The sequence below is a fragment of the Paenibacillus sp. sgz302191 genome (assembly GCF_057749925.1).
Genome location: NZ_JBYLHY010000019.1, coordinates 72428 through 93140, shown reverse-complemented (window position 1 = coordinate 93140; position 20713 = coordinate 72428). Strand labels below are relative to the sequence as shown.

Annotated in this window: 13 protein-coding genes and 5 CRISPR repeat arrays; of the genes, 5 read left to right on the top strand and 8 right to left on the bottom strand. The window is 44.1% G+C overall.

The window, feature by feature from the left end:
• The first annotated feature begins 119 nt into the window (after positions 1-119).
• Both AC3G2T_RS24380 and AC3G2T_RS24375 read left to right on the top strand, forming a co-directional pair.
• The gene (locus AC3G2T_RS24380) at positions 120-353 is read left to right on the top strand and encodes a hypothetical protein (protein WP_474683314.1); all 234 of its coding nucleotides are present in this window, start codon (positions 120-122) and stop codon (positions 351-353) included.
• Positions 354-904: 551 nt separating this feature from the next.
• Positions 905-2070: direct repeats of the CRISPR family, unit length 30 nt.
• Between the two features lie 567 nt (positions 2071-2637).
• Positions 2638-3048, top strand: coding sequence for a hypothetical protein (locus AC3G2T_RS24375; protein ID WP_474683313.1), 411 nt, complete (start codon positions 2638-2640; stop codon positions 3046-3048).
• 420 nt (positions 3049-3468) lie between these two features.
• A CRISPR array of direct repeats spans positions 3469-4301; the repeat unit is 30 nt; unit sequence GTTTCAATTCCTTATAGGTACGATACAAAC.
• 404 nt (positions 4302-4705) lie between these two features.
• Positions 4706-5677: direct repeats of the CRISPR family, unit length 30 nt.
• Positions 5678-6020: 343 nt separating this feature from the next.
• Here the strand turns inward: AC3G2T_RS24375 and AC3G2T_RS24370 are convergent.
• Positions 6021-7772, bottom strand: coding sequence for a sensor histidine kinase (locus AC3G2T_RS24370; RefSeq protein WP_488437203.1), 1752 nt, complete (start codon positions 7770-7772; stop codon positions 6021-6023).
• Entirely contained in the window at positions 7769-8449 is a 681-nt protein-coding gene (locus AC3G2T_RS24365; protein WP_474683311.1) for a response regulator transcription factor, read from the bottom strand. Before AC3G2T_RS24365 ends, AC3G2T_RS24370 begins: the two co-directional genes overlap by 4 nt.
• A gap of 190 nt (positions 8450-8639) precedes the next feature.
• Between AC3G2T_RS24365 and AC3G2T_RS24360 the strand changes: the two genes are divergently transcribed.
• From AC3G2T_RS24360 to AC3G2T_RS24350, 3 genes are read left to right on the top strand one after another with little or no spacing between them, the layout of a single operon-like run.
• Positions 8640-9665, top strand: coding sequence for an AI-2E family transporter (locus AC3G2T_RS24360; RefSeq protein WP_474683310.1), 1026 nt, complete (start codon positions 8640-8642; stop codon positions 9663-9665).
• Between the two features lie 16 nt (positions 9666-9681).
• Complete coding sequence (gene pssA / locus AC3G2T_RS24355) at positions 9682-10212, top strand: CDP-diacylglycerol--serine O-phosphatidyltransferase (RefSeq protein ID WP_474683309.1); 531 nt, start codon at positions 9682-9684, stop codon at positions 10210-10212.
• A gap of 59 nt (positions 10213-10271) precedes the next feature.
• A complete protein-coding gene (locus AC3G2T_RS24350; RefSeq protein WP_488437245.1) occupies positions 10272-10826 on the top strand; it encodes a DedA family protein in 555 nt (184 codons plus the stop codon).
• A gap of 494 nt (positions 10827-11320) precedes the next feature.
• Positions 11321-12622: a CRISPR direct-repeat array (repeat unit 30 nt).
• 250 nt (positions 12623-12872) lie between these two features.
• Here the strand turns inward: AC3G2T_RS24350 and AC3G2T_RS24345 are convergent.
• The 6 genes from AC3G2T_RS24345 to cas5b all read right to left on the bottom strand — a co-directional run bounded on the left by AC3G2T_RS24345 (position 12873) and on the right by cas5b (position 20709).
• Positions 12873-13061: a DUF4177 domain-containing protein gene (locus AC3G2T_RS24345; RefSeq protein WP_488437202.1), complete on the bottom strand. Its 189-nt coding sequence runs from the start codon at positions 13059-13061 to the stop codon at positions 12873-12875.
• 598 nt (positions 13062-13659) lie between these two features.
• Positions 13660-15497: a CRISPR direct-repeat array (repeat unit 30 nt; unit sequence GTTTCAATTCCTCATAGGTACGATATAAAC).
• 182 nt (positions 15498-15679) lie between these two features.
• Positions 15680-15943, bottom strand: coding sequence for a CRISPR-associated endonuclease Cas2 (gene cas2, locus AC3G2T_RS24340; protein WP_474683304.1), 264 nt, complete (start codon positions 15941-15943; stop codon positions 15680-15682).
• Between the two features lie 15 nt (positions 15944-15958).
• Entirely contained in the window at positions 15959-16951 is a 993-nt protein-coding gene (cas1b, locus tag AC3G2T_RS24335; RefSeq protein ID WP_474683303.1) for a type I-B CRISPR-associated endonuclease Cas1b, read from the bottom strand.
• Positions 16952-16988: 37 nt separating this feature from the next.
• The gene (cas4, locus tag AC3G2T_RS24330; RefSeq protein WP_488437201.1) at positions 16989-17513 is read right to left on the bottom strand and encodes a CRISPR-associated protein Cas4; all 525 of its coding nucleotides are present in this window, start codon (positions 17511-17513) and stop codon (positions 16989-16991) included.
• Positions 17514-17526: 13 nt separating this feature from the next.
• A complete protein-coding gene (gene cas3, locus AC3G2T_RS24325) occupies positions 17527-19953 on the bottom strand; it encodes a CRISPR-associated helicase Cas3' (protein ID WP_488437200.1) in 2427 nt (808 codons plus the stop codon).
• 27 nt (positions 19954-19980) lie between these two features.
• Positions 19981-20709 carry a type I-B CRISPR-associated protein Cas5b gene (gene cas5b / locus AC3G2T_RS24320; RefSeq protein ID WP_474683300.1) on the bottom strand — a complete coding sequence of 243 codons (729 nt, stop codon included), beginning with the start codon at positions 20707-20709 and terminating at the stop codon, positions 19981-19983.
• Positions 20710-20713 lie beyond the last annotated feature (4 nt).

The window sequence follows — 20713 nt, the reverse complement described above, 5'->3', positions numbered from 1 at the left end:
GTTTACCTGTTGCTAATGTATCCACAAAATCATCTACCTCAGGAGTGCATACAAATGTTTATGCAAACCCCTATTGGTGGGGAGTCGCGGTAACATTTAATGAACAAGAAACCCAGGATATGATTTATTATTTAAACCAGTCTGGGCAAGTATGGCAACTTGTAGCAGTTGTCGGTGCAGCTATAGCCGTTGTTGCTGCGCCTGCTGGTGCTGCTGTTTCAGCGGCTGCAGTAATTACGTCTGTTGGATCATTTATGATTGCAAATTCAATGTCACGCAATGATAGAGGAAACGGGGTAACATTGAATTTACATTGGCTTCCAATTACTTACTTTGAATCTACTCCAAACTAGAAAGTTGTTGAGGCAAAATGCTATTGGCAAATATACTTATTTATTTATTCTTGTTTTTTTACGTTGCAGTCTTTTTTATAATCACACTAATAATAAAAAAGAAAACAAATAATAACAAAAAGTATATTGGTTACTGGTATTTAATTGCAATTGTTTTGATTTTAGGCTTATGTATTTGGTTACTGATAAATGGTACTTACAAAGGCGTCATTTCGCTTATCTCAATTCTTATAGTTTTCGGTATCATTGTTGTGAAATGGATACCTCCCGGGAAAATTGATCGATAACTGTCTTTTAAGCAAAGCATCCCTCCGCTGGCGTTGATTGGCCGACGGAGGGATTTTTCTACTGAGCTATTTTTTTATCTATGGGCTCAAACCCTTTTGCACTCGACCACATATGCTCAAACTGCTCCGCAAACGTCTTTGCCGCCGTCTCATCATTGATGATGACTAGAACCTCATAATTTGTCGTGCTCCAAATCTATTCCGATTCCATTGATGCCTTTACTCGTTTCGGTTCCTTCCCTCCTTTCTGCCTCAAGATTTAGAGTTTCAATTCCTTATAGGTACGATACATACAAACGCGAAGATTTCCGCATGAAGAGAAATATTTGGTGTTTCAATTCCTTATAGGTACGATACATACAAGCTGGAGAAGGTCGGCAGGCTGCATCTGTTCGGCTGGTTTCAATTCCTTATAGGTACGATACATACACCTTTACATTTTGGACATTGGGGCTTTTCCATGCAAGTTTCAATTCCTTATAGGTACGATACATACCCTGTTGAACCATTCCAGACCAAGTGCAGTCGCATGGGTTTCAATTCCTTATAGATACGATACATACTCACGATTATGACAAGTAACTACGCGGCGAACCGAAGTTTCAATTCCTTATAGGTACGATACATACTGTCAGTCTCCAATGTTCACCCATGCGCGACGCTGGTTTCAATTCCTTATAGGTACGATACATACCGTTGCTCCGGCTTCGTTGCATCCTCTTTCGGAAAAGTTTCAATTCCTTATAGGTACGATACATACGGGCTTTATGACATTGATTTCCGATTGAAACCAGATAGGTTTCAATTCCTTATAGGTACGATACATACTGCTGCACTTCTTCTGTAGCTTCGATATTCATTTGATGTTTCAATTCCTTATAGGTACGATACATACGGCTAACAAAGCGCCAAACTAAAGCCCTTGAGTTTAGTTTCAATTCCTTATAGGTACGATACATACCTACGAAAAACCTGCATGCTTTCGCGACGGTATAGAGCTGTTTCAATTCCTTATAGGTACGATACATACTCGTGGAAACGACTCACGGCGGCAGAGGCGCGAATAAGTTTCAATTCCTTATAGGTACGATACATACGCCTTTTGCAACGCTTGTTGTAACTCTTCTTCAGTGTTTCAATTCCTTATAGGTACGATACATACTGTGGATCGATATTCATGCGCTCACCCTATGCCCCAGTTTCAATTCCTTATAGGTACGATACATACTCTGTAGTCCTTCACCACATTGCCGTTCCGGTCAAAGGTTTCAATTCCTTATAGGTACGATACATACTTATACTTACAACATCTATTTATTCTTCATCAATTAGGTTTCAATTCCTTATAGGTACGATACATACGAAGATATCCAGAACGGCCTTGAAAATATCCAAATCGGGTTTCAATTCCTTATAGGTACGATACATACCCATAAAAACCCAGCAATACAGCCATTTTTAAAAAGCCTCGTCAAAAAGTTAATTCCCATGGTTTCACGACCCATGCCGCAAATTCCTTATTAATACTGAATCTCCACAAAACTTATTTGTCGTCGATCCCCAGGCTTTTTTGCACTATTGCAGGTCGACGACAAAAATACCCGGGTATCTCTATCATAGTACCAGTTCCGCTTTTTTCCAAGTACAAAGAGAAATTTTCCTCTTAGATATGATAAAAGCCGAAGGCCCTACCGACATTTGTGCAAGGACGCTAGAACTTCAATTCCTTATAGGTATTATACAAACGAAATACATTTTGTGACGTATGATAATCAAGGTTTTTTCCTGCTAGTATCCGTTCATAATCCAGGTGAATATCGGTGAAATACGTCCTCACTCGATCCCAAAATCCACCTTGGCGCCTCTCGCTCCCAGCCTCGAATGATCCGCGGCCTACCCTGTTTCTTTGTATTTTGCCCTATAACTCAACAACAGCCCACACAAAAAATGAAAATTCCGTATAGGATATAAAATGAAGAGAAAGGAGAATTTTCTTTATGGCTGATGACATAAGCATTATTGGCTGTCCTGCGCCTCAAAACATTACTTTGATTCAACGCCTACAACCGCTTGTAGGTCGTACAGTGACCGTTTTCCAACCGGGATTTCCACAATTGACCAAAACAATAGGAAAGCTAACAAATATTACTTCGACTTCCTTTATGGTAGGATCCACAAATGTTGTTTTTAAAACATCCTTTTTTATTGATCTGAGAAATCACGTGACAATCACAAAGCCTTTTGACTTGACAGCCTCTGCGGAGGACATCGGAACCCTAAAAGGGAAACTAATCCTTGTAGGAAAAGATTTTGTTGAGTTTGTGAGGATCCCTGGGAAGGACGTGCCCACCCTATTTCCACTAAACTTGTTTACAGAAGTAATCTGCGAACGAGAGCATGAAGAATAACGAAACGGAACGGTTAAAAGGAACTTGCCTCATGGCAGTTCCTCTTTTTGTTTCCGAGTCTTTAGTACTTCTTTAAATGACGAACTCTTGAAACACCGGAAGCCGCATAGGCCCCGATTTATACCAAAGACGATAAACAAGTGCATCGAATATGATGGTTTCAATTCTTCTTAGGTAAGATACAATACAAACCTATCGGATTCATGGGAGTAGATCAAAACAACGGCGGTGTTTCAATTCCTTATAGGTACGATACAAACAGGTGAATCTGTCCGACATGGACTATCTTGATTCAGGTTTCAATTCCTTATAGGTACGTTACAAACTCCACTAGGCTGCCCTCCTCATCGAAGAATGAACGATCCTTATAGGTACGATACAAACCGAACATGATCGCTGCTGAAGCTACGAAGTCTTCCGAGTTTCAATTCCTTATAGGTACGATACAAACGCTCTTGGCAACTCATCTTTCAGGACGTACTCACATTCGGTTTCAATTCCTTATAGGTACGATACAAACTAAAGCGATTACTCACTTAATGAAAGAAGGGAAGTAGTTTCAATTCCTTATAGGTACGATACAAACGAAAAGGCGGCCGGGTTCGTCGATAGCACGGTATTCAAGTTTCAATTCCTTATAGGTACGATACAAACTTGGTAAATTATGAGTTTGCTTACATACTGGACAATAAAGTTTCAATTCCTTATAGGTACGATACAAACTGCAAACGTACTTGAAGAATTACGAGTGCTGAATCCTGGTTTCAATTCCTTATAGGTACGATACAAACCTCCTCCGCAGGTTCCTACGAATCTTGCTGCTTCTGGTTTCAATTCCTTATAGGTATGATACAAACCGCTTGCGGATAGGATCAAGGGCAATGCGAAGTTGAGGTTTCAATTCCTTATAGGTACGATACAAACACTTATTTATTGGTCAGTCTGGAAAAAATGGATTGAGTTTCAATTCCTTATAGGTACGATACAAACTTTGCTATCAAGAACTGATGTGACGTTGAGAACTTCAGTTTCAATTCCTTATAGGTACGATACAAACAGCCGAGTGCTGTCATATCTTCGTCAGCCAGTTTTTGTTTCAATTCCTTATAGGTACGATACAAACTGCGTAGCGGAATTATTACCCTTGATGAAGTTCAGGTTTCAATTCCTTATAGGTACGATACAAACGAGGATGCAACGAAGCCCGAGCAACGTTTATGGCGGTTTCAATTCCTTATAGGTACGATACAAACCCATAAAAACCCAATAGAGCCATTTTTACGAATCCACATCATAAAGTTAATTCCCATGATTTCACGACCCAGGCTGTAAATCCCTTATTAACACTGGATCCCCACAAAACATGTTTGTCGTCGATCCCCCGGCTTTTTTACGCTATTGCAGGTCGACGACAAAAATGCTCTTTGTTACCTCTATCATATTACTAGTCCCGCTTTTTTCCAAGTCCATGTGAGGAACTTTTCAACGAAGCTTTGCAACCGTATGGCGGGAAAAATTCACAAATAACAATAGAAATTCCGCCCCATGTTTCCTCCCCACTCGGCTTTCGTGAAGATCCATGTTTCGCTTGACGATGGCAAGATCGAGTACTCTCTCTATTGTAAAAATAGCCTGCACGACAAGATTGTGCAAATGCTGTTTCAATTCCTCATAGGTACGATACAAATCTTCGCCCACCGTAATACGTACCTATTACCATAGTAGAGTTTCAATTCCTCATAGGTACAATACAAACTTAAACGCGCAGGGGGTTTTTCCTACCAAAGATACATGTTTCAATTCCTCATAGGTACGATAAAAACGAACGTGCGGATCGGGCCGTCTATTCTGTGCAGCAGCCGTTTCAATTCCTCATAGGTACGATAAAAACTTGCCATTGATTCGGGCGATTCTCTGGGTCGAGATCGTGTTTCAATTCCTCATAGGCACGATAAAAACAAGCGTCCACCTACGGCTAATTAGCTCGATCTTGCCCGGTTTCAATTCCTCATAGGTACGATAAAAACTCTGGTTGGACAACAACACTTACACCAAAATTGCTAGTGTTTCAATTCCTCATAGGTACGATAAAAACGAGGAAGAACACATCTTGGGTATATGAGCTTCTATCGTTTCAATTCCTCATAGGTACGATAAAAACTTAACGCGAATTCCATGGCTGCTCAAAAACGTATTTGTTTCAATTCCTCATAGGTACGATAAAAACGTGGGAGTAGTAACAAGTCGGGATTCAATGCAGATCGAGTTTCAATTCCTCATAGGTACGATAAAAACCGCCGCACAATTCGCGCATGCTTAATCCTTCTACGGGTTTCAATTCCTCATAGGTACGATAAAAACCTTTAAGCTTCGCACGCTTCATGAAGTGCATATTATGTTTCAATTCCTCATAGGTACGATAAAAACTCCACCACCATTCATATTTTTATGCATTCCCAAAAGTAGTTTCAATTCCTCATAGGTACGATAAAAACAATTAAGCCTCCTGGATTCCTTGTGCTCGGAATTTGGTTTCAATTCCTCATAGGTACGATAAAAACGCCGGCAGCTTCTGCAGTATTTAGAGCAGGTGGCCTGCGTTTCAATTCCTCATAGGTACGATAAAAACCCACAAAAACCCAGCAGCACAGCCACTTTTCGTAATACCTCATCCACAAGTTGACCTGGCTGGCCTCACGCCTCAGGCGGCAAATCCCTTGTAAACACTGGGATTCCCCAAATCGTCCCTGTCGTCGATCCCCCGGCTTTTTTACGCTATTGCAGGTCGACGACAAAAAAAAATGTCCGGGTATCTCTATCATAGTACCAGTTCCGCTTTTTTCCAAGTCCTTAGGGGAAACTTTCCCCGCATGACTTCCCTTTATGATGTTTGCCGCCGCACGGCAGCAAACGTCCCCCCCGTTTTTTTGTCGCGAGGAACTCCTGCCGCGGCGACCACAAGTGTGCAAAGCCTACACATAAAAATAAAAACGAACGCCCCGCTCCGTGTTTTCCGCTCCGTACCGGCTTTCGTGGAGGTCCAGCACTTGCTTGACGATGGCAAGGCCGAGGCCGGTTCCGCCGGTTTTGCGGTTTCGCGACCGTTCGACCCGGTAGAAACGTTCCCATATCGTTTCCAGCTGATCTTCCGGGATAGCTTCGCCTTCGTTTTCGATCGCCATGCGGATGTGCTCGCCTTCGCTTTCGATGCGGACGGCGATCTCGCTGCCGGCTGTCGCATGGCGAATCGCGTTCATCAGCAGGTTGACCAGCACCTGCTCCATTTTGACCTGATCCGCCTGCACTTCGTGTTCGCCTACGGTGACGGTGACCACCTTAAGCTCTTTTTCATGAAGGTGGTTCGACAGCTTCTCGACGATATCTTCCACTTGTTCGCTCAGCAAAAAATGGCTCTTTTTCAGCTTGATCGTTTTCGATTCCAGTTTGGCCAGCTCCAGCATGTCTTTGATGAGTGCTTCCATCTTATCGGTTTCGCCCAAGATCACTTCAAGATACCGGTCCCGCTTCGTTTCGCTGATTCCATCCCGGATGCCCTCCACGTACCCTTTCACGATGCTGAGCGGCGTTTTTAATTCGTGGGAAACGTTGGAAATAAACTCTTTTTGCAGCTGCTCCATGCGCTGTTTTTGTTCCATATCCGCCCGCAGCTGCTCATTGGCGTCGTACAGTTCCTTTAACGTATCGTCCAATTTCTCGGACAAGCTGTTCAAGCTGTGGGACAAGCTCCCGATCTCATCGTTGTTGCGGATTGGCGATTTCACCGAAAAATCAAGCTTCGCCATACGCAACGCGATTTGGTTCAGCGAGAGCAGCGGTTTGGACACAATTTTGGTAAAGACGAGCGAGAGCAGCAGGATGAGCACGATGCCCCCGATTCCGATGTAAATGTAAAACAGACGCAGGGCATCATACGCTTCGCTGATCTGCTGCAGGGAGGCGAGCACAAAAACCAGTTCGTTTACCTTCCCATCGCGCAAAATCGGCTGAATCGCCACAACGCTGCGCGTGCCGCTGATCGTATCCGTCCATTCCTCCTGGATCGTACCCCCGTTCTGCAAAACGGCTTTCCGCTCATCCGAAAGCGGGAACCAGTCCTCCAGCGCCAGATACAAAATGCCCTGCCGCGAATTCCATTGATTGGAAGCGGGCAGCACCGCGTCCGTGATAACGCCGGAAATCTTCTCCAGGGGCTCGTTCGTGCCTAGATCTACACTCCCGATTTCCTTGAAGCCGGCTTTATGGATAATGACCGGGTAAAAAAGATCTTTTTCCACCGTATCCTCATAATATCCCTCCACCTCGATCCGATCGCCGCGCTGAAAGTTCGCCTCCAGCAGCTTCCGCAAATTGGAATTGAGCAAAAAAGAGAGGGCTATCCGAACCGGATTTCCATGATCGTCCTTGATGACGATGCGGAACAGATTGTCATGCTTCACATTGCCTTCTGGCCCGAGAATCGCAAGCTGCGCTTTATTTTGGCTGATGAACAGGGCCATTTCGCGGGAGATGCGGTCGTCGTCCCAGCGTTTTTTGGCGTAGCTGTCGGTGAATGTCTGGAGCCTTTTTTCCAGTGTGGCGGTTTTCTGATGCTGGTAAAAGGTTTCAAATAAATTAAGCTGCCCCAGCAAAACAATGGCATAAAACAACAGAAAAAAGAAAGCTGTGATGGCAAACAGCTTCATAGTAACCCCGCGTTTTATCATCGTTCCTCCTCGAATTTGTACCCGGACCGAATGACCGTGCGGATATGGCGGGCTTCGTCGCCGAGCTTGCCGCGCAGCTTTTTGATATGCGTATCGACGACGCGCAGGTCGCCAAAATAATCGAAGCCCCATATATGATCGAGAATCGTTTCGCGGGAAAGCACGATGCCTTCGTTTTTCGTCAAATACAGAAGCAGCTCGTATTCTTTGGGCGTCAGCTCGATTTCCTGCCCATCCACCTCGACGCGACGCGATCTTCTATTAATCGAAATCCGGCCAAAGCTCAGAAGATGGTCTTCTTTTCCGACAGTCCCCTCGACGCGCTTCATTAGACTGACTGCCCGGGCGACCAGCACCTTGGGGCTGAACGGTTTCGTTACGTAATCGTCTGCGCCCAGCTCAAAACCAAGCATCTTATCGTCGTCCTCGGATTTGGCGGTCAGCATAATGATCGGCACGGCCGATCGCGCGCGAATCCGTTTGCATACGGTCCAGCCGTCCAGCTCAGGCATAAGAATATCCAGAATGACGAGATCGGCATCCAGTTTTTCCAATATGTCCAGCGCCTGGAGCCCATTCTCGGCCTCATAAACGCTCCACTGCTCCCGCTTGAAATAATCGGCCACGATTTCGCGGATCAAACTTTCATCTTCGATTAGCAAAACTTTGCGATCCATGCAGCCGCAGCCTCCTTCGCGCAAAAAAAACGGTATAGAGCAAGAATAACCGATTGTTGTGTTTTTCGTGTGTTTTCAGTCAGTACTATTATACAAAAAATCGCCTGCTACAAAACACATGAAGTACACACCGCATCTCTATAATCGAATTTGTACAGATCGAAACGGAGACGCTGAAAGGATGTCGCGCATGAATATTATAGCAATTTTGCAAAAAAAAGATGTGCAGCGCTTTGCGGTATTGGCGTTGTTTTGCCTTCTTCTATTTTTTATCCGCAGCATGCTGAACCTTATTTTATTGACCTTCCTGCTGACGTTCCTGATGAACCGGCTGCATCAATTCAGCAAGTATTGGATCGACAAAGTCGTTCCCGTCAACTCCAAATTGCTGCTTGCGGTCATATACGCCGCCCTTCTGTCGGTTCTGGCTTTTGCAGGCGCCAAATTTTTTCCCGCTCTGGCCCACCAGATCACCCAATTGTTCGAACTTGTCAAACATGCGTACTACAACCCTGATAACGAAGTGGCCGGCTACGTAAAAACATGGCTGGACAGCATCGACATTCCGAGCATAGTTAAGCCAGGCTTCGATATCGTGGTGAAAATCGGAAATGTCGGATTTCAAATCTTTTTGGCTTTGATGATGAGCCTTTTTCTGCTGCTGGGCAAAGAGAACGTCATTCGCTTTACCGCGCAATTTCACACCAGCAAGCTGGGCTGGTTCGCCAAGGAGATTGAATTTTTCGGCAAAAAACTCGTGCAAACGTTCGGTAAAGTGATCGAAGCCCAACTGCTGATCGCCCTGTTCAACTGCCTGCTGACGACTTTCGCGCTATGGCTGATGGGTTTTCCGAATTTGATCGGTCTCTCGCTGCTTATTTTTGTTCTTGGGCTTATACCGGTGGCCGGCGTATTTATATCGCTCTTTCCGCTGAGCATGATTGCTTTCAGTCTGGGCGGGTTCACGTATGTGCTGTACCTGATTATCGCCGTCACGGTCATTCATGCTTTGGAAGCTTACGTGCTCAATCCCCGGCTGATGGCGTCCAAAACGCATCTTCCTGTATTTTACACCTTTCTCGTTCTGCTCTTTTCCGAACATTTTTTCGGAATTTGGGGATTGATCGTCGGCATTCCGACCTTCGTTTTTCTGCTTGATATTTTGGATGTGCAAAAATCCGGGCAGCCTGCGCTTCCAACGCCCAGCCTTCATTGAAAAGGAGTGATTTTCCATGCCGGTCCAAATGATTCCCACGCTGCTTACGATGACCGTCCTCAGCGCAGGCATGATGTCCATGCTGTTCTCGTTTCACGACAAATCTTCCGAGGCAGTGCTCAGCATTATTCTCGCGGCGGCGCTGGCCGGACTCGACGGTTACATCGTGAACAGACTGCGCCTGGCCAACGAATTCGGCAAAGAATTCCGCTCGCTCGCAGAGCTGATTTCCTTCGGCGCGGCCCCGGCTTTGACCGTTTATCTTGCCACCTTGCACAAAATGCCCGTCACCGGACTGCTGCTCGCTTCTCTCTTTATTATTTGCGGCGCGCTGCGGCTGGCCCGGTTCAACATTTCAGCTTGTGCAAGCAGCTATCATACAGGATTGCCGATCCAGGTCGCCGGCTGCATTTTAGCCGTATTCGCGCTTTGGTCTCCGCCCCTGTATCACCTTGAAATGACCGTGATTCTGGTTATCGTTCTGTGCTGCCTGATGGTCAGCCGAATCAAAATACCCGCAATCAGCCAAAAAAGTTCCTATCAGTAAAAATACGAAGCAGCCGCGGCAAATCAGCAGCCTATCCGAAGAAACGGAGCGTGAACGTCATAGACTTCCTACAAGACATGATCACACAATACGGATACATCGCCATTTTCTTCTGTTTGGCTCTGGGTATCATAGGCTTGCCGGTCCCCGACGAAATTCTGATGACCTTAGTCGGTTATCTCGCCTCCGCCGGGCTGCTTCATTTCCCAGTGTCCGTGGCGGTCAGTTTCATCGGAACCATGTCCGGCATGCTGTTCAGCTACGCCCTCGGGCGAAAATTCGGCAAACCGCTGCTATGGAAATACGGAAAGTGGATCAAACTTACGACCAAAAGGCTGGAAAAAACCGAGACCTGGTTCGAGCGCTACGGACCATGGGCTATTTGCATCGGCTACTACATTCCCGGCCTCCGCCACCTAACCTGCTACCTGGCAGGAGTAAGCGCCATGAGCATGCGAAAATACATGCTCTACGCAGGGGCAGGAGCCCTGTGCTGGTGCCTGATTTTCATCTCAATCGGCTACTTCGTCGGAGCCTCCATCGATTTTTCCAACTTTCATTCTTCGCTGCTGCGATTGTTTCGAGATACCGTGCCCGCTTCCGGGGCTGGGTAGGGATTGGGGGAAGCTATAAGGGGAGAAGTCTTTTATAGGGACGACATAAACTTGAACCGTGCCGAAGCCGCGGCGCTCATTTATCGCCTGTTTCAATTCCTCATAGGTACGATACAAACGATAGAAAAAGCCATCCAAACTACAACCCGTAGAACAGTTTCAATTCCTTATAGGTACGATACAAACTCCGCAGGGAAAAGGCGAATGGTCATGATCTTACTTGTTTCAATTCCTTATAGGTACGATACAAACGAGCGTTGTAGATTTCGTGTGGCATCCGGCCTGTGCGGTTTCAATTCCTTATAGGTACGATAGAAACAAGTCGAGCAAGCCCCTACACGTCGTGAACCGATAAGAGTTTCAATTCCTTATAGGTAGTACGGTATAAACTATCCACTATGAAAAAAATCGCACGGAACCAGACTTGTTTCAATTACTTATAAGGTACAATAAAAACCAGCACGCGCCAGTTCTACCCGGACGATTATTTCACGAGTTTCAATTCCTCATAGGTACAATAAAAACGCAAATTAGAACAATTGATAAGTCTAGACTAGGCGAGTTTCAATTCCTCATAGGTACAATAAAAACGACTCCGGTCAACAAGAACATACGCGGGCTTGCGTGGGGTTTCAATTCCTCATAGGTACAATAAAAACGAAGAAACTGCTGCGGGAGCAGGGGATCAAGATTTAGTTTCAATTCCTCATAGGTACAATAAAAACACGAGAAAAAAGTTGCTGATAGCGCAAAGGAAGTAATGTTTCAATTCCTCATAGGTACAATAAAAACTTTGAAGTTGTCGCGCCTAGCTGCTGCGAATTTTGATGGTTTCAATTCCTCATAGGTACAATAAAAACCTTGGTGTCTCAGGCGATTACTTGCTAGGCAGAACTGTTTCAATTCCTCATAGGTACAATAAAAACAGCGGCGTACAAAGTGATACACGAGGTTCAGCAGGCATTGTTTCAATTCCTCATAGGTACAATAAAAACTTGTGACGAGCAAGATTGTGCGCGGTGTTGAACCCGAGTTTCAATTCCTCATAGGTACAATAAAAACTAGAACCCTTATCCCACTTTTCAACGGTGCGAAATCTTTGTTTCAATTCCTCATAGGTACGATACAAACTGTGTAGCTGCCCAGATTATCAGCACTGGGAAGACCAGTTTCAATTCCTTATAGGTACGATACAAACTGATAGGCGTGATCAATCCTTTAGAGCACATCAAATAGTTTCAATTCCTTATAGGTACGATACAAACGCCGATGGCGTCCGTGAAGAAGCTGGATTACCCGCCAAGTTTCAATTCCTTATAGGTACGATACAAACCGGTTATTGGTTTGGAGCTATGGGTAGTTCAGCTATGTTTCAATTCCTTATAGGTACGATACAAACTTAGATTTGGAAGCTACTGGCGCTGTTTATGACTAGTTTCAATTCCTTATAGGTACGATACAAACCCGGGCGCGTCTGCCGCGGCGGAAGCGCTAAAATTTGTTTCAATTCCTTATAGGTACGATACAAACACAACGGCGAGAAGGTTGACCGGCTTTATATTTCGGGTTTCAATTTCTTATAGGTACGATACAAACTATGGTGATGGAATTCGAGATCGTAGCACGGTTCTGGTTTCAATTCCTTATAGGTACGATACAAACTAAGAAGAGGTGTCCGCGAAATGAATACAACTGAACGGTTTCAATTCCTTATAGGTACGATACAAACGATACAGTTGTACTGGTACGCAGCCAAACGTTTCAGAGTTTCAATTCCTTATAGGTACGATACAAACCCACAAAAACCCAGCGATACAGCCACTTTTTGCAACGTCTCATCACAAGGTTAATTTTACCTTACCTTACGGTATAAGCCCCAATATCCTTATAAATACTGGAATTTCACAAAACATGTTTGTCGTCGATCCCCCGGCTTTTTTTCACAATTGTAGGTCGACGACAACTTTTTGATGTTCTATCTGTTCATTCTACCATAATGTCCTTTTATTTAATTTGTTAAAATACACAGTTTTTCCGACATCAAAATTACGTCTCTTTATAGAAGATTAGCATAAAGATATCATTTTCCATATACAACGTTTGCCCATCAAGTGCCTTATCAAAAATCCATCCATGTTGTGCATGTTCATTCAGAATATTCGTAAGTTTGTTCGCGTCTAAACCACCCATAAAAGCTCCCTTTTTCTTGACTTGTATCACACGATACTCTCTCATGTTGCACCTCGGTTATAAGAATTTGTGACTGCTTAAATACGTCTATATTTATCCCCAATTAAAATCAATTGTACTATATCTATTTTTTTGATGAAACTACCAAAAACGTAAAAACCTCGATGATACCTATAGAAACAGCATGTTTCGCTATGTTTCAATTTTCATATTTCAATTCCTTAAACAAATGGTGAAATAAGAATCTCACAAGCTGGATCGGGGCTTCAATTACTCATAAGTACAATTATTAACGGCCCTTTATGGAGCAGACAATCTTTACAAGTTTCAATTCCTTATAGGTAAGATACAAACCCGCAAAACCCCAGCTATTTAGCTACTTTTTGAAATGCCTCATCAAAGCATATTTTGTCGTCGATCCCCGGGCTTTTTTGCGCTACAGTAGGTCGACGACAAAAAATGTCTCAGTTATCTATATCATACTACCAGTCCCGCTTTTTTTCCAAAACGTATGAAAGAGGGCCTCTCTCCTGATGCTCTGCCGACGCGCAGCGGTAAATCCTGTAAAAATGTCCCCAATCCGTGATTTCCGCCTGGACCCACATTCAAAGAATTATTTTTCTGGCGTTCAAATATCGTGTTTCATTTCAACTCCTCATAGGTACGATATAAACTCAACGGAAAAAAACTGTGCGCTGATTGCATCATAGGTAGTTTCAATTCCTCATAGGTACGATACAAACAATTGCCATTGTAAAATCACTCCTTTGTAATGTATTGGTTTCAATTCCTCATAGGTACGATACAAACCGCTGATCACGACCGCCAAATACGGCGGCTTGAGGGGGTTTCAATTCCTCATAGGTACGATATAAACCAGGTGACATCATAGAGAAGAACGGCGTGAAGATTCACGGTTTCAATTCCTCATAGGTACGATATAAACCGCCTGTTGCACCTACTGGATTGGATGTAACGGGTGGGTTTCAATTCCTCATAGGTACGATATAAACTCTGGAGTTGGAGAGGTGCCGCCTGTGATCCAACGTCGTTTCAATTCCTCATAGGTACGATATAAACGCGATCTTAGTTTTTCCATCACTTACAGAGGACTTGTTTCAATTCCTCATAGGTACGATATAAACGTCGCTGCTTCCGAGGCATCGAGGGCGTGATGCAATGTTTCAATTCCTCATAGGTACGATATAAACTTCCTCCAGCTTCTTGGTGACTGTTGCATCAACCTTGTTTCAATTCCTCATAGGTACGATATAAACTATCTCCTTCAATTTTTCCGCTTTCTTTGTATCAGAGTTTCAATTCCTCATAGGTACGATATAAACTGCATCATAGTTTTGCGTTTCTCATCCCACGCTCTAGTTTCAATTCCTCATAGGTACGATATAAACTGGGCCTTTTGCAACGCTTGTTGTAACTCTTCTTCAGTGTTTCAATTCCTCATAGGTACGATATAAACGTAAACCAAACAGATTTGAGAAATGGATTGCAAGCGGGTTTCAATTCCTCATAGGTACGATATAAACGTTTATCATCTCAGGACCGGCAGAGTTGCTCTCGATAAGTTTCAATTCCTCATAGGTACGATATAAACGCAGCAGCACGAGCACGCCTCGTATGAAAAACCGAGTTTCAATTCCTCATAGGTACGATATAAACGAAGAGAACGAGAAGCAGGCAAAGGAAATAGAACGACGTTTCAATTCCTCATAGGTACGATATAAACACGTAACTCATAGGCCGGAGGCCACCGTTTCGGCCGAAGTTTCAATTCCTCATAGGTACGATATAAACACGGTTTTATCCTTCTTGTTAAACACGTACTGGACATCGTTTCAATTCCTCATAGGTACGATATAAACTACATGGGAGGGAAAGAAAGTGGCAATTGAAGCACAGTTTCAATTCCTCATAGGTACGATATAAACGCGGAATACTCAAGGTACAAGGAAATAGGCTGTTATTGTTTCAATTCCTCATAGGTACGATATAAACCATAAGCTCATCCGTCCACACGGTTATGCTTCTGTGGTTTCAATTCCTCATAGGTACGATATAAACCCCGCAGCCTTCGCTTCTAGACGAGTAGTATACATGGTTTCAATTCCTCATAGGTACGATATAAACTCCGAACTTGGTAAGATGAAGCTCGAAAAAATCGGGTTTCAATTCCTCATAGGTACGATATAAACTTGGTGAATCCATCGACGCTCGCCGGCCAGTTGATCATGTTTCAATTCCTCATAGGTACGATATAAACCTGCCGCGTCCACGTCGGAACGGCTTTTGAAATCCGTGTTTCAATTCCTCATAGGTACGATATAAACGCATCCCCTCGCAGCAGACCATCAATTTTGAACTCCACAGTTTCAATTCCTCATAGGTACGATATAAACTATTTATGATATTGATGGCTTATGGAGCCGCGACATAGTTTCAATTCCTCATAGGTACGATATAAACCCGCAAAAACCCAGCAAAATAGCCACTTTTTGCAATGTCTTGCCACAAGGTTAAATTACCTAATCTTACGACCCGAGCCCCAAAACCTTTATAAACACTGGAGTTTCGCAAAACGTGTTTGTCGTCGATCCCCCGGCTTTTTTACGCTATCCAGGGTCGACGACAAAATGACTCTCGCTTCTCTATATAATATTACTAATCCCGCCTTTTTCCAAACCTATGATTTCGCGGTCTGAATACTTCTGCGTTCGCCATGTGTAAAGGATGACGGAGTCTTCCGTTTCATCAATGAGCTTTTCCATCTCGGCTTTTAACTTTTTCAAGTTGACATCGGAAATTTCTCCTTCCAATACGGAATTCTGCACCCAGTTCAAATATTTCCGGCATGTTTTCAAAGCTTTGGCGACACGCTTTTCACCAACATCGTATACGATGATAACGAACAAATCGGGCCCCCTCCTTTACCATAGCGCTTCGAACGGCTCATAGTCTTGTTCTCCCATCAGATGTTTTTGCAATTTGTACAGTTCCATGCGCATTAAGCGGCGGTAACTGACTTCTTTATTGAGAGCACGATGTTTGATCGTCGTTTTCAATTTTTCATCCCATGCTTCGATAAAAATTTTGCGGCCTTTTTCCGTTAACAATATCCCTCCCGTATCCTTTTCAAAATGAGCTTTGGTCAACTGCTTCTTGCCGATAAGCGAAAAAATCAAGCGATCGACCAGTACAGGTTTAAAAATTTCAGCTACATCCAGATTCAAAGTAAACCGGCGAAAATTCGTTGTGTGCAAATACCCGATCCTGGGGTCTAGATGTGTCCGATACGTTTCGCTCAAAACCTGCGTATACAAAATGGAATTTCCAAAGCTGATCAACGCATTCAACTCGTTTTTAGGCGGCCTCTTGCTCCGTTGGTTGAATTTGAAGTCTGGGTTGTCCAAAATCAGATCGAAGCTCTTGTAGTAACTCTCACGAATATTGCCTTCGTAAGCCATCAATTCCGGTATCGTCGTCGCCTGCACGGAACCAGCCACAAGCGCTTCTATCGTATCGATCATCCCCTGTACATCCTTGCCCCGGCCGCGATAATATTTCAAGACACGCAAAATATTCGAAGCAGCGCCTTTCACGAACTGGTAAGCAATGGCATATCTTTTGGCGTCGTCCATGTAGTGCTCGGACTGTTTCAGAATCATGTAACCCGAATTCAAATGCTCCCGCGGGTAGAAACTGCCCGAATAGTATCCGTAATGATTGAAAAAGTGTAGCGTGATCTCCTTCTGAGCGCAAAATTCCAGGAGCGATTTATTCAAATCCATTTCGCCAAAAATCATCAGTTCCTGCGTATCTTCCACCGGAATAAATTTCCGGCCTTCATCATTTTCGAAAAAGAGCGTATTATCTTTGCGTTTCAGCTCTCCCGACTGAAAAATATAAATAGTTTTCTTCAATGGTCGAATCCCCCTTTCTCAGAACGAACCTCCATCACTACGCCCAGCAAAATTCCTGATAAGCGCATTTTCGGCAAAATTTGATTTTTTCGGCTGCAGGCGGTCTATCTTGATCCATAATTTTTCGAATATGTACAAGCGCTTTACGAATTTCAGCTTCCGCCGATTCGTCCAGTTCAACGGCCTCTCTCCGTTTTTCTTCCGGAAAACGCAGTTCGCCAACTGCATCAACACCTGCAAGCTTAAGATTGAATAAATAGAACAGCACCTGCATCTTGGCGCTTGTCAAATAGGAGGACGTTTTCTTCACTTCCGCGACAACGAGCTCCCCTTGCTTTTTGGACAAAGTATCCATTTTGATGGAATCCCATGCAATCTCTTTTTTATCCCGAGCGTATGCGTGCTCATGCAGATAACGCCCCCATTCCATGTTCTCATCCTGCTGGTCGGCCACAATCTGCCGCGACATCAACCACACTTCCCGGCGACAAATGTAGTAATACCAGATAAGAGTGCCGGTAATGCCTTGGATGAGTTGTTCGTCGGAAGCAGTTTCGGACATTGGATCACATCCCTTAGAAGATCATTGTGACATCCTCATTGCGATAACCCGTAACAGGATGGTAATATTCTTTCATTTGCGATTTCCCTACAAACAAAATTCCCTCAACCTCGGGCGGTGGATTTTTCATATGACGAGGCAAAGGAATAACATACTTGTAAAAGGTAGAGCGAATGCCCAAAAATTCGTTTCTGCGAACGATGGGATCGCGAATGGCATTGATCCTTACAAACTCTCCCCAAATCCTGGTAGATTCACCGTCATCGTATTCAAAAAACACGTCGAATCTGGGTTGATCCTCTTCAATTAATCGAAAATGCTCAATAGGAATACTTTCATCGCTCGGCTGACCCGTATACTCCAGATTCATAATCGCTTTCACATGTCTCAGCGATTCGCCGGAATCGACTTTATTTTTCACCATACAGTAGTAATCCGTAATAACGGCCCAAAAATCCTCTTCACTAAGAACCGGTTTCTCAGTAAGTAATTGCTCTGTGATGTGCAACCTTGGATCACCTCTTTTAACGTTGCCACCATATACCAATGGCGCATAAGGACGATTGGAATTATTTACAAGACGCATCACGAAGACTTGGCCCGCATGAAGACCGTTACGATTACAGCGTCCGGCAGATTGATTAATCGAATCCATTGGAGCCCAGTCCCGGTAAACCACATCAAAATCAATATCTACGCCTGCTTCCACCATTTGCGTGCTGACGACAATCCGATACTTTTTCTTGCGGATATCGTCAATTCTTTTCAACCGCTCAAACGGCAAAATATGAGTGGAAAGATACGTGATCTCGTGCTCCTCAACAAACTCCAGAAGCTCGTTGTACAGATGTTGGGCACAATTTATGGTATTGACAATGAACAAGTAACTACGATCCGGCTGTAAGTCCAACTGACCCGCAAAAGCTTCGATTGTCATGGGTCGGTCCAGCATGGAGGTCAGGGTCACACGATTTAGATTCGTAAAATAGCGTTTGGGATCGCAAAGATAACGAACATCCTGGGATTCGAAAATCTCCGGGTTGGTCGCCGTTAAAAATACGAATCTGCAGTCCAGCTTCTCAGCCAATGATTTAAATAAGTCTCTGAGCAAAGTCCAGTATTTGGCTGGAATATGTTGAAATTCATCAATGAGCACGATCGAATGAGCTAGCCTGTGAAACTTGCGCAGGGCACCGTTTTTATGCGAGATCAGGGTGTGGAACAGTTGAATGAACGTAGTCACAATTACTTCCGAATTCCAGCCTTCTATGAGCAATTTAGCTGCTGAAACGTCGAAATTCCATTCCTGATCCTCCGCAGCCTTCGTGTTCTTCTCGTAGAGCACTTCGGAGAGATGATGATGTTTGAGCAAAATGGAGGAATCCAGAATAAGCCCGGACTGTTGTAGGACTTTTTCAAATTCCCTGAAATTTTGATCAATAATCGATAAAAAGGGAAGCGAGTAAATAATTCTCGGCAGTATTTTGCCGGAAGATTCCGTATATATGCGGTCTCTCAGTTTGAGCGCGAACATGAAGGAATGTAACGTCTTTCCAAGTCCTGTGGGGAGCGTAAGCATATAAATGCGGTCTTGCAAATCCACTTTGCAACTCAGTACTTCCTGAGATGCTTGATCACGCAAGTCGTTCATGGATGATGGCGAACGATCGAGCGAAGCCAAATAGCGCTCCACTCCATCGACCGGAAGCAGGTGGCGCTGTAAGAACAATTCAGGCTTATTAATGCCCACTTGGCTTTTATCTGAGTCGATCAACAACGAAAAAAGCGTTTGCGCAGTCAAAAACGCTTCAAAGTTGGCAGGTAACAGCTGTTCACACGTCAAACGCCGGCGCTTATCCTGAAATTTCCGAGGCAGATCACGTATCCATTCCTTTACCAGTTTGCCAGATAATCTGAAATCTTCGCCCAGTAATTCCTGCTTATTCAAATCGCGGAACAATTGTATAATAGCTGCTTCAAGCTGACCCCAGTTTATGGAATCCGCTTGGGCGCTAATTTGCTGCAGTTCGTCATCGTCTTTTTCATATTCGCTGTATAGGTTGACAAGATCGCCATGATGCCTGCGAATGCTAACAAAAACAAGGGAAGCGTACCATTCATTCGCTTGTCCTATTCGCTGCAAGTAGTGCTCAGTCACATAAAAAGCGCACACTGCGGACAACATGGAATGCCGATACAACGGCTTGCCTCTGAGCTTTCTTTTTTCGGCATCGCTTGCCCTTATATAATGCTGAAAATAAGTTGTTGTTTTGGCTAGATCATGAAATCCCGCCGCTATAGCGCTGAGCCCTGCTAACAAATCGGGAGGAATTAAGTTGGCGCTTATTCCTCCCGCGAAGGTGTGACATAAATTCATGACACCGGAAATATGGTCCTCCCAAGCTTGATCCGGGTGGGATAACCATTCGTTTTCAACCATGGTCTTCCAGTCCTCTCGCTGCTCTTTTTAGTTGCAAAACACAATCTGTTCTCCCGTTTCCGCTAGCAGCACGTGTTCCCGGACGACAACTGAAATCGGCTTGCCGGAAGCATCAAACAACAAATTTTCATACTGACTTACCTCCCTGTTGACGTTCATATGAATAGGTTGTTTTTCTTTCAAAATTTGCAATCCGGCTTCTATACTGATTTGTTGATTATGTATGAGAGACACAGGAAGCACAGTATGGGTTGTAATCTTCTCCGGTTCACGCTTAAAAATCCCCCGCTGCATACGATGATAGGAAAAATCCGCCAGAAGTTCACTAAGTCCCAAGCAAATCGTGTACACACTCTGATGCTCGCGAACCATATCAACGAGTTGTCCAAATAAGCTCGCGGATTCCATCTGAACATAGATACGAAAAGAAGCCGCTTTTAAAAATTCCGTACGAATTTGTGTCCTTACTCCATTTACTCCTGCTTTGGGCGCCCAAAAATGATTTTTCGTATTTATATGGTTAATGCCTATGTGGACTTTTTTTACCGGATTTAACACTTGAATGGCAAGTCGGGTCGTCGTGTTGTTGATGACTGATAAATAGTGGTTGTCCTCTTTGGACAATCCAAGTATAGCTCCCAGCATCCCGTATACAGCCGTAGGCGGAATTGTAGAGAAGGTTAATGGTGAGGATGTCGTATAAAATTTTCTGAAGTGTCCGTAATCCCCATACACATCAAACGATAAAATGTCCATGAAA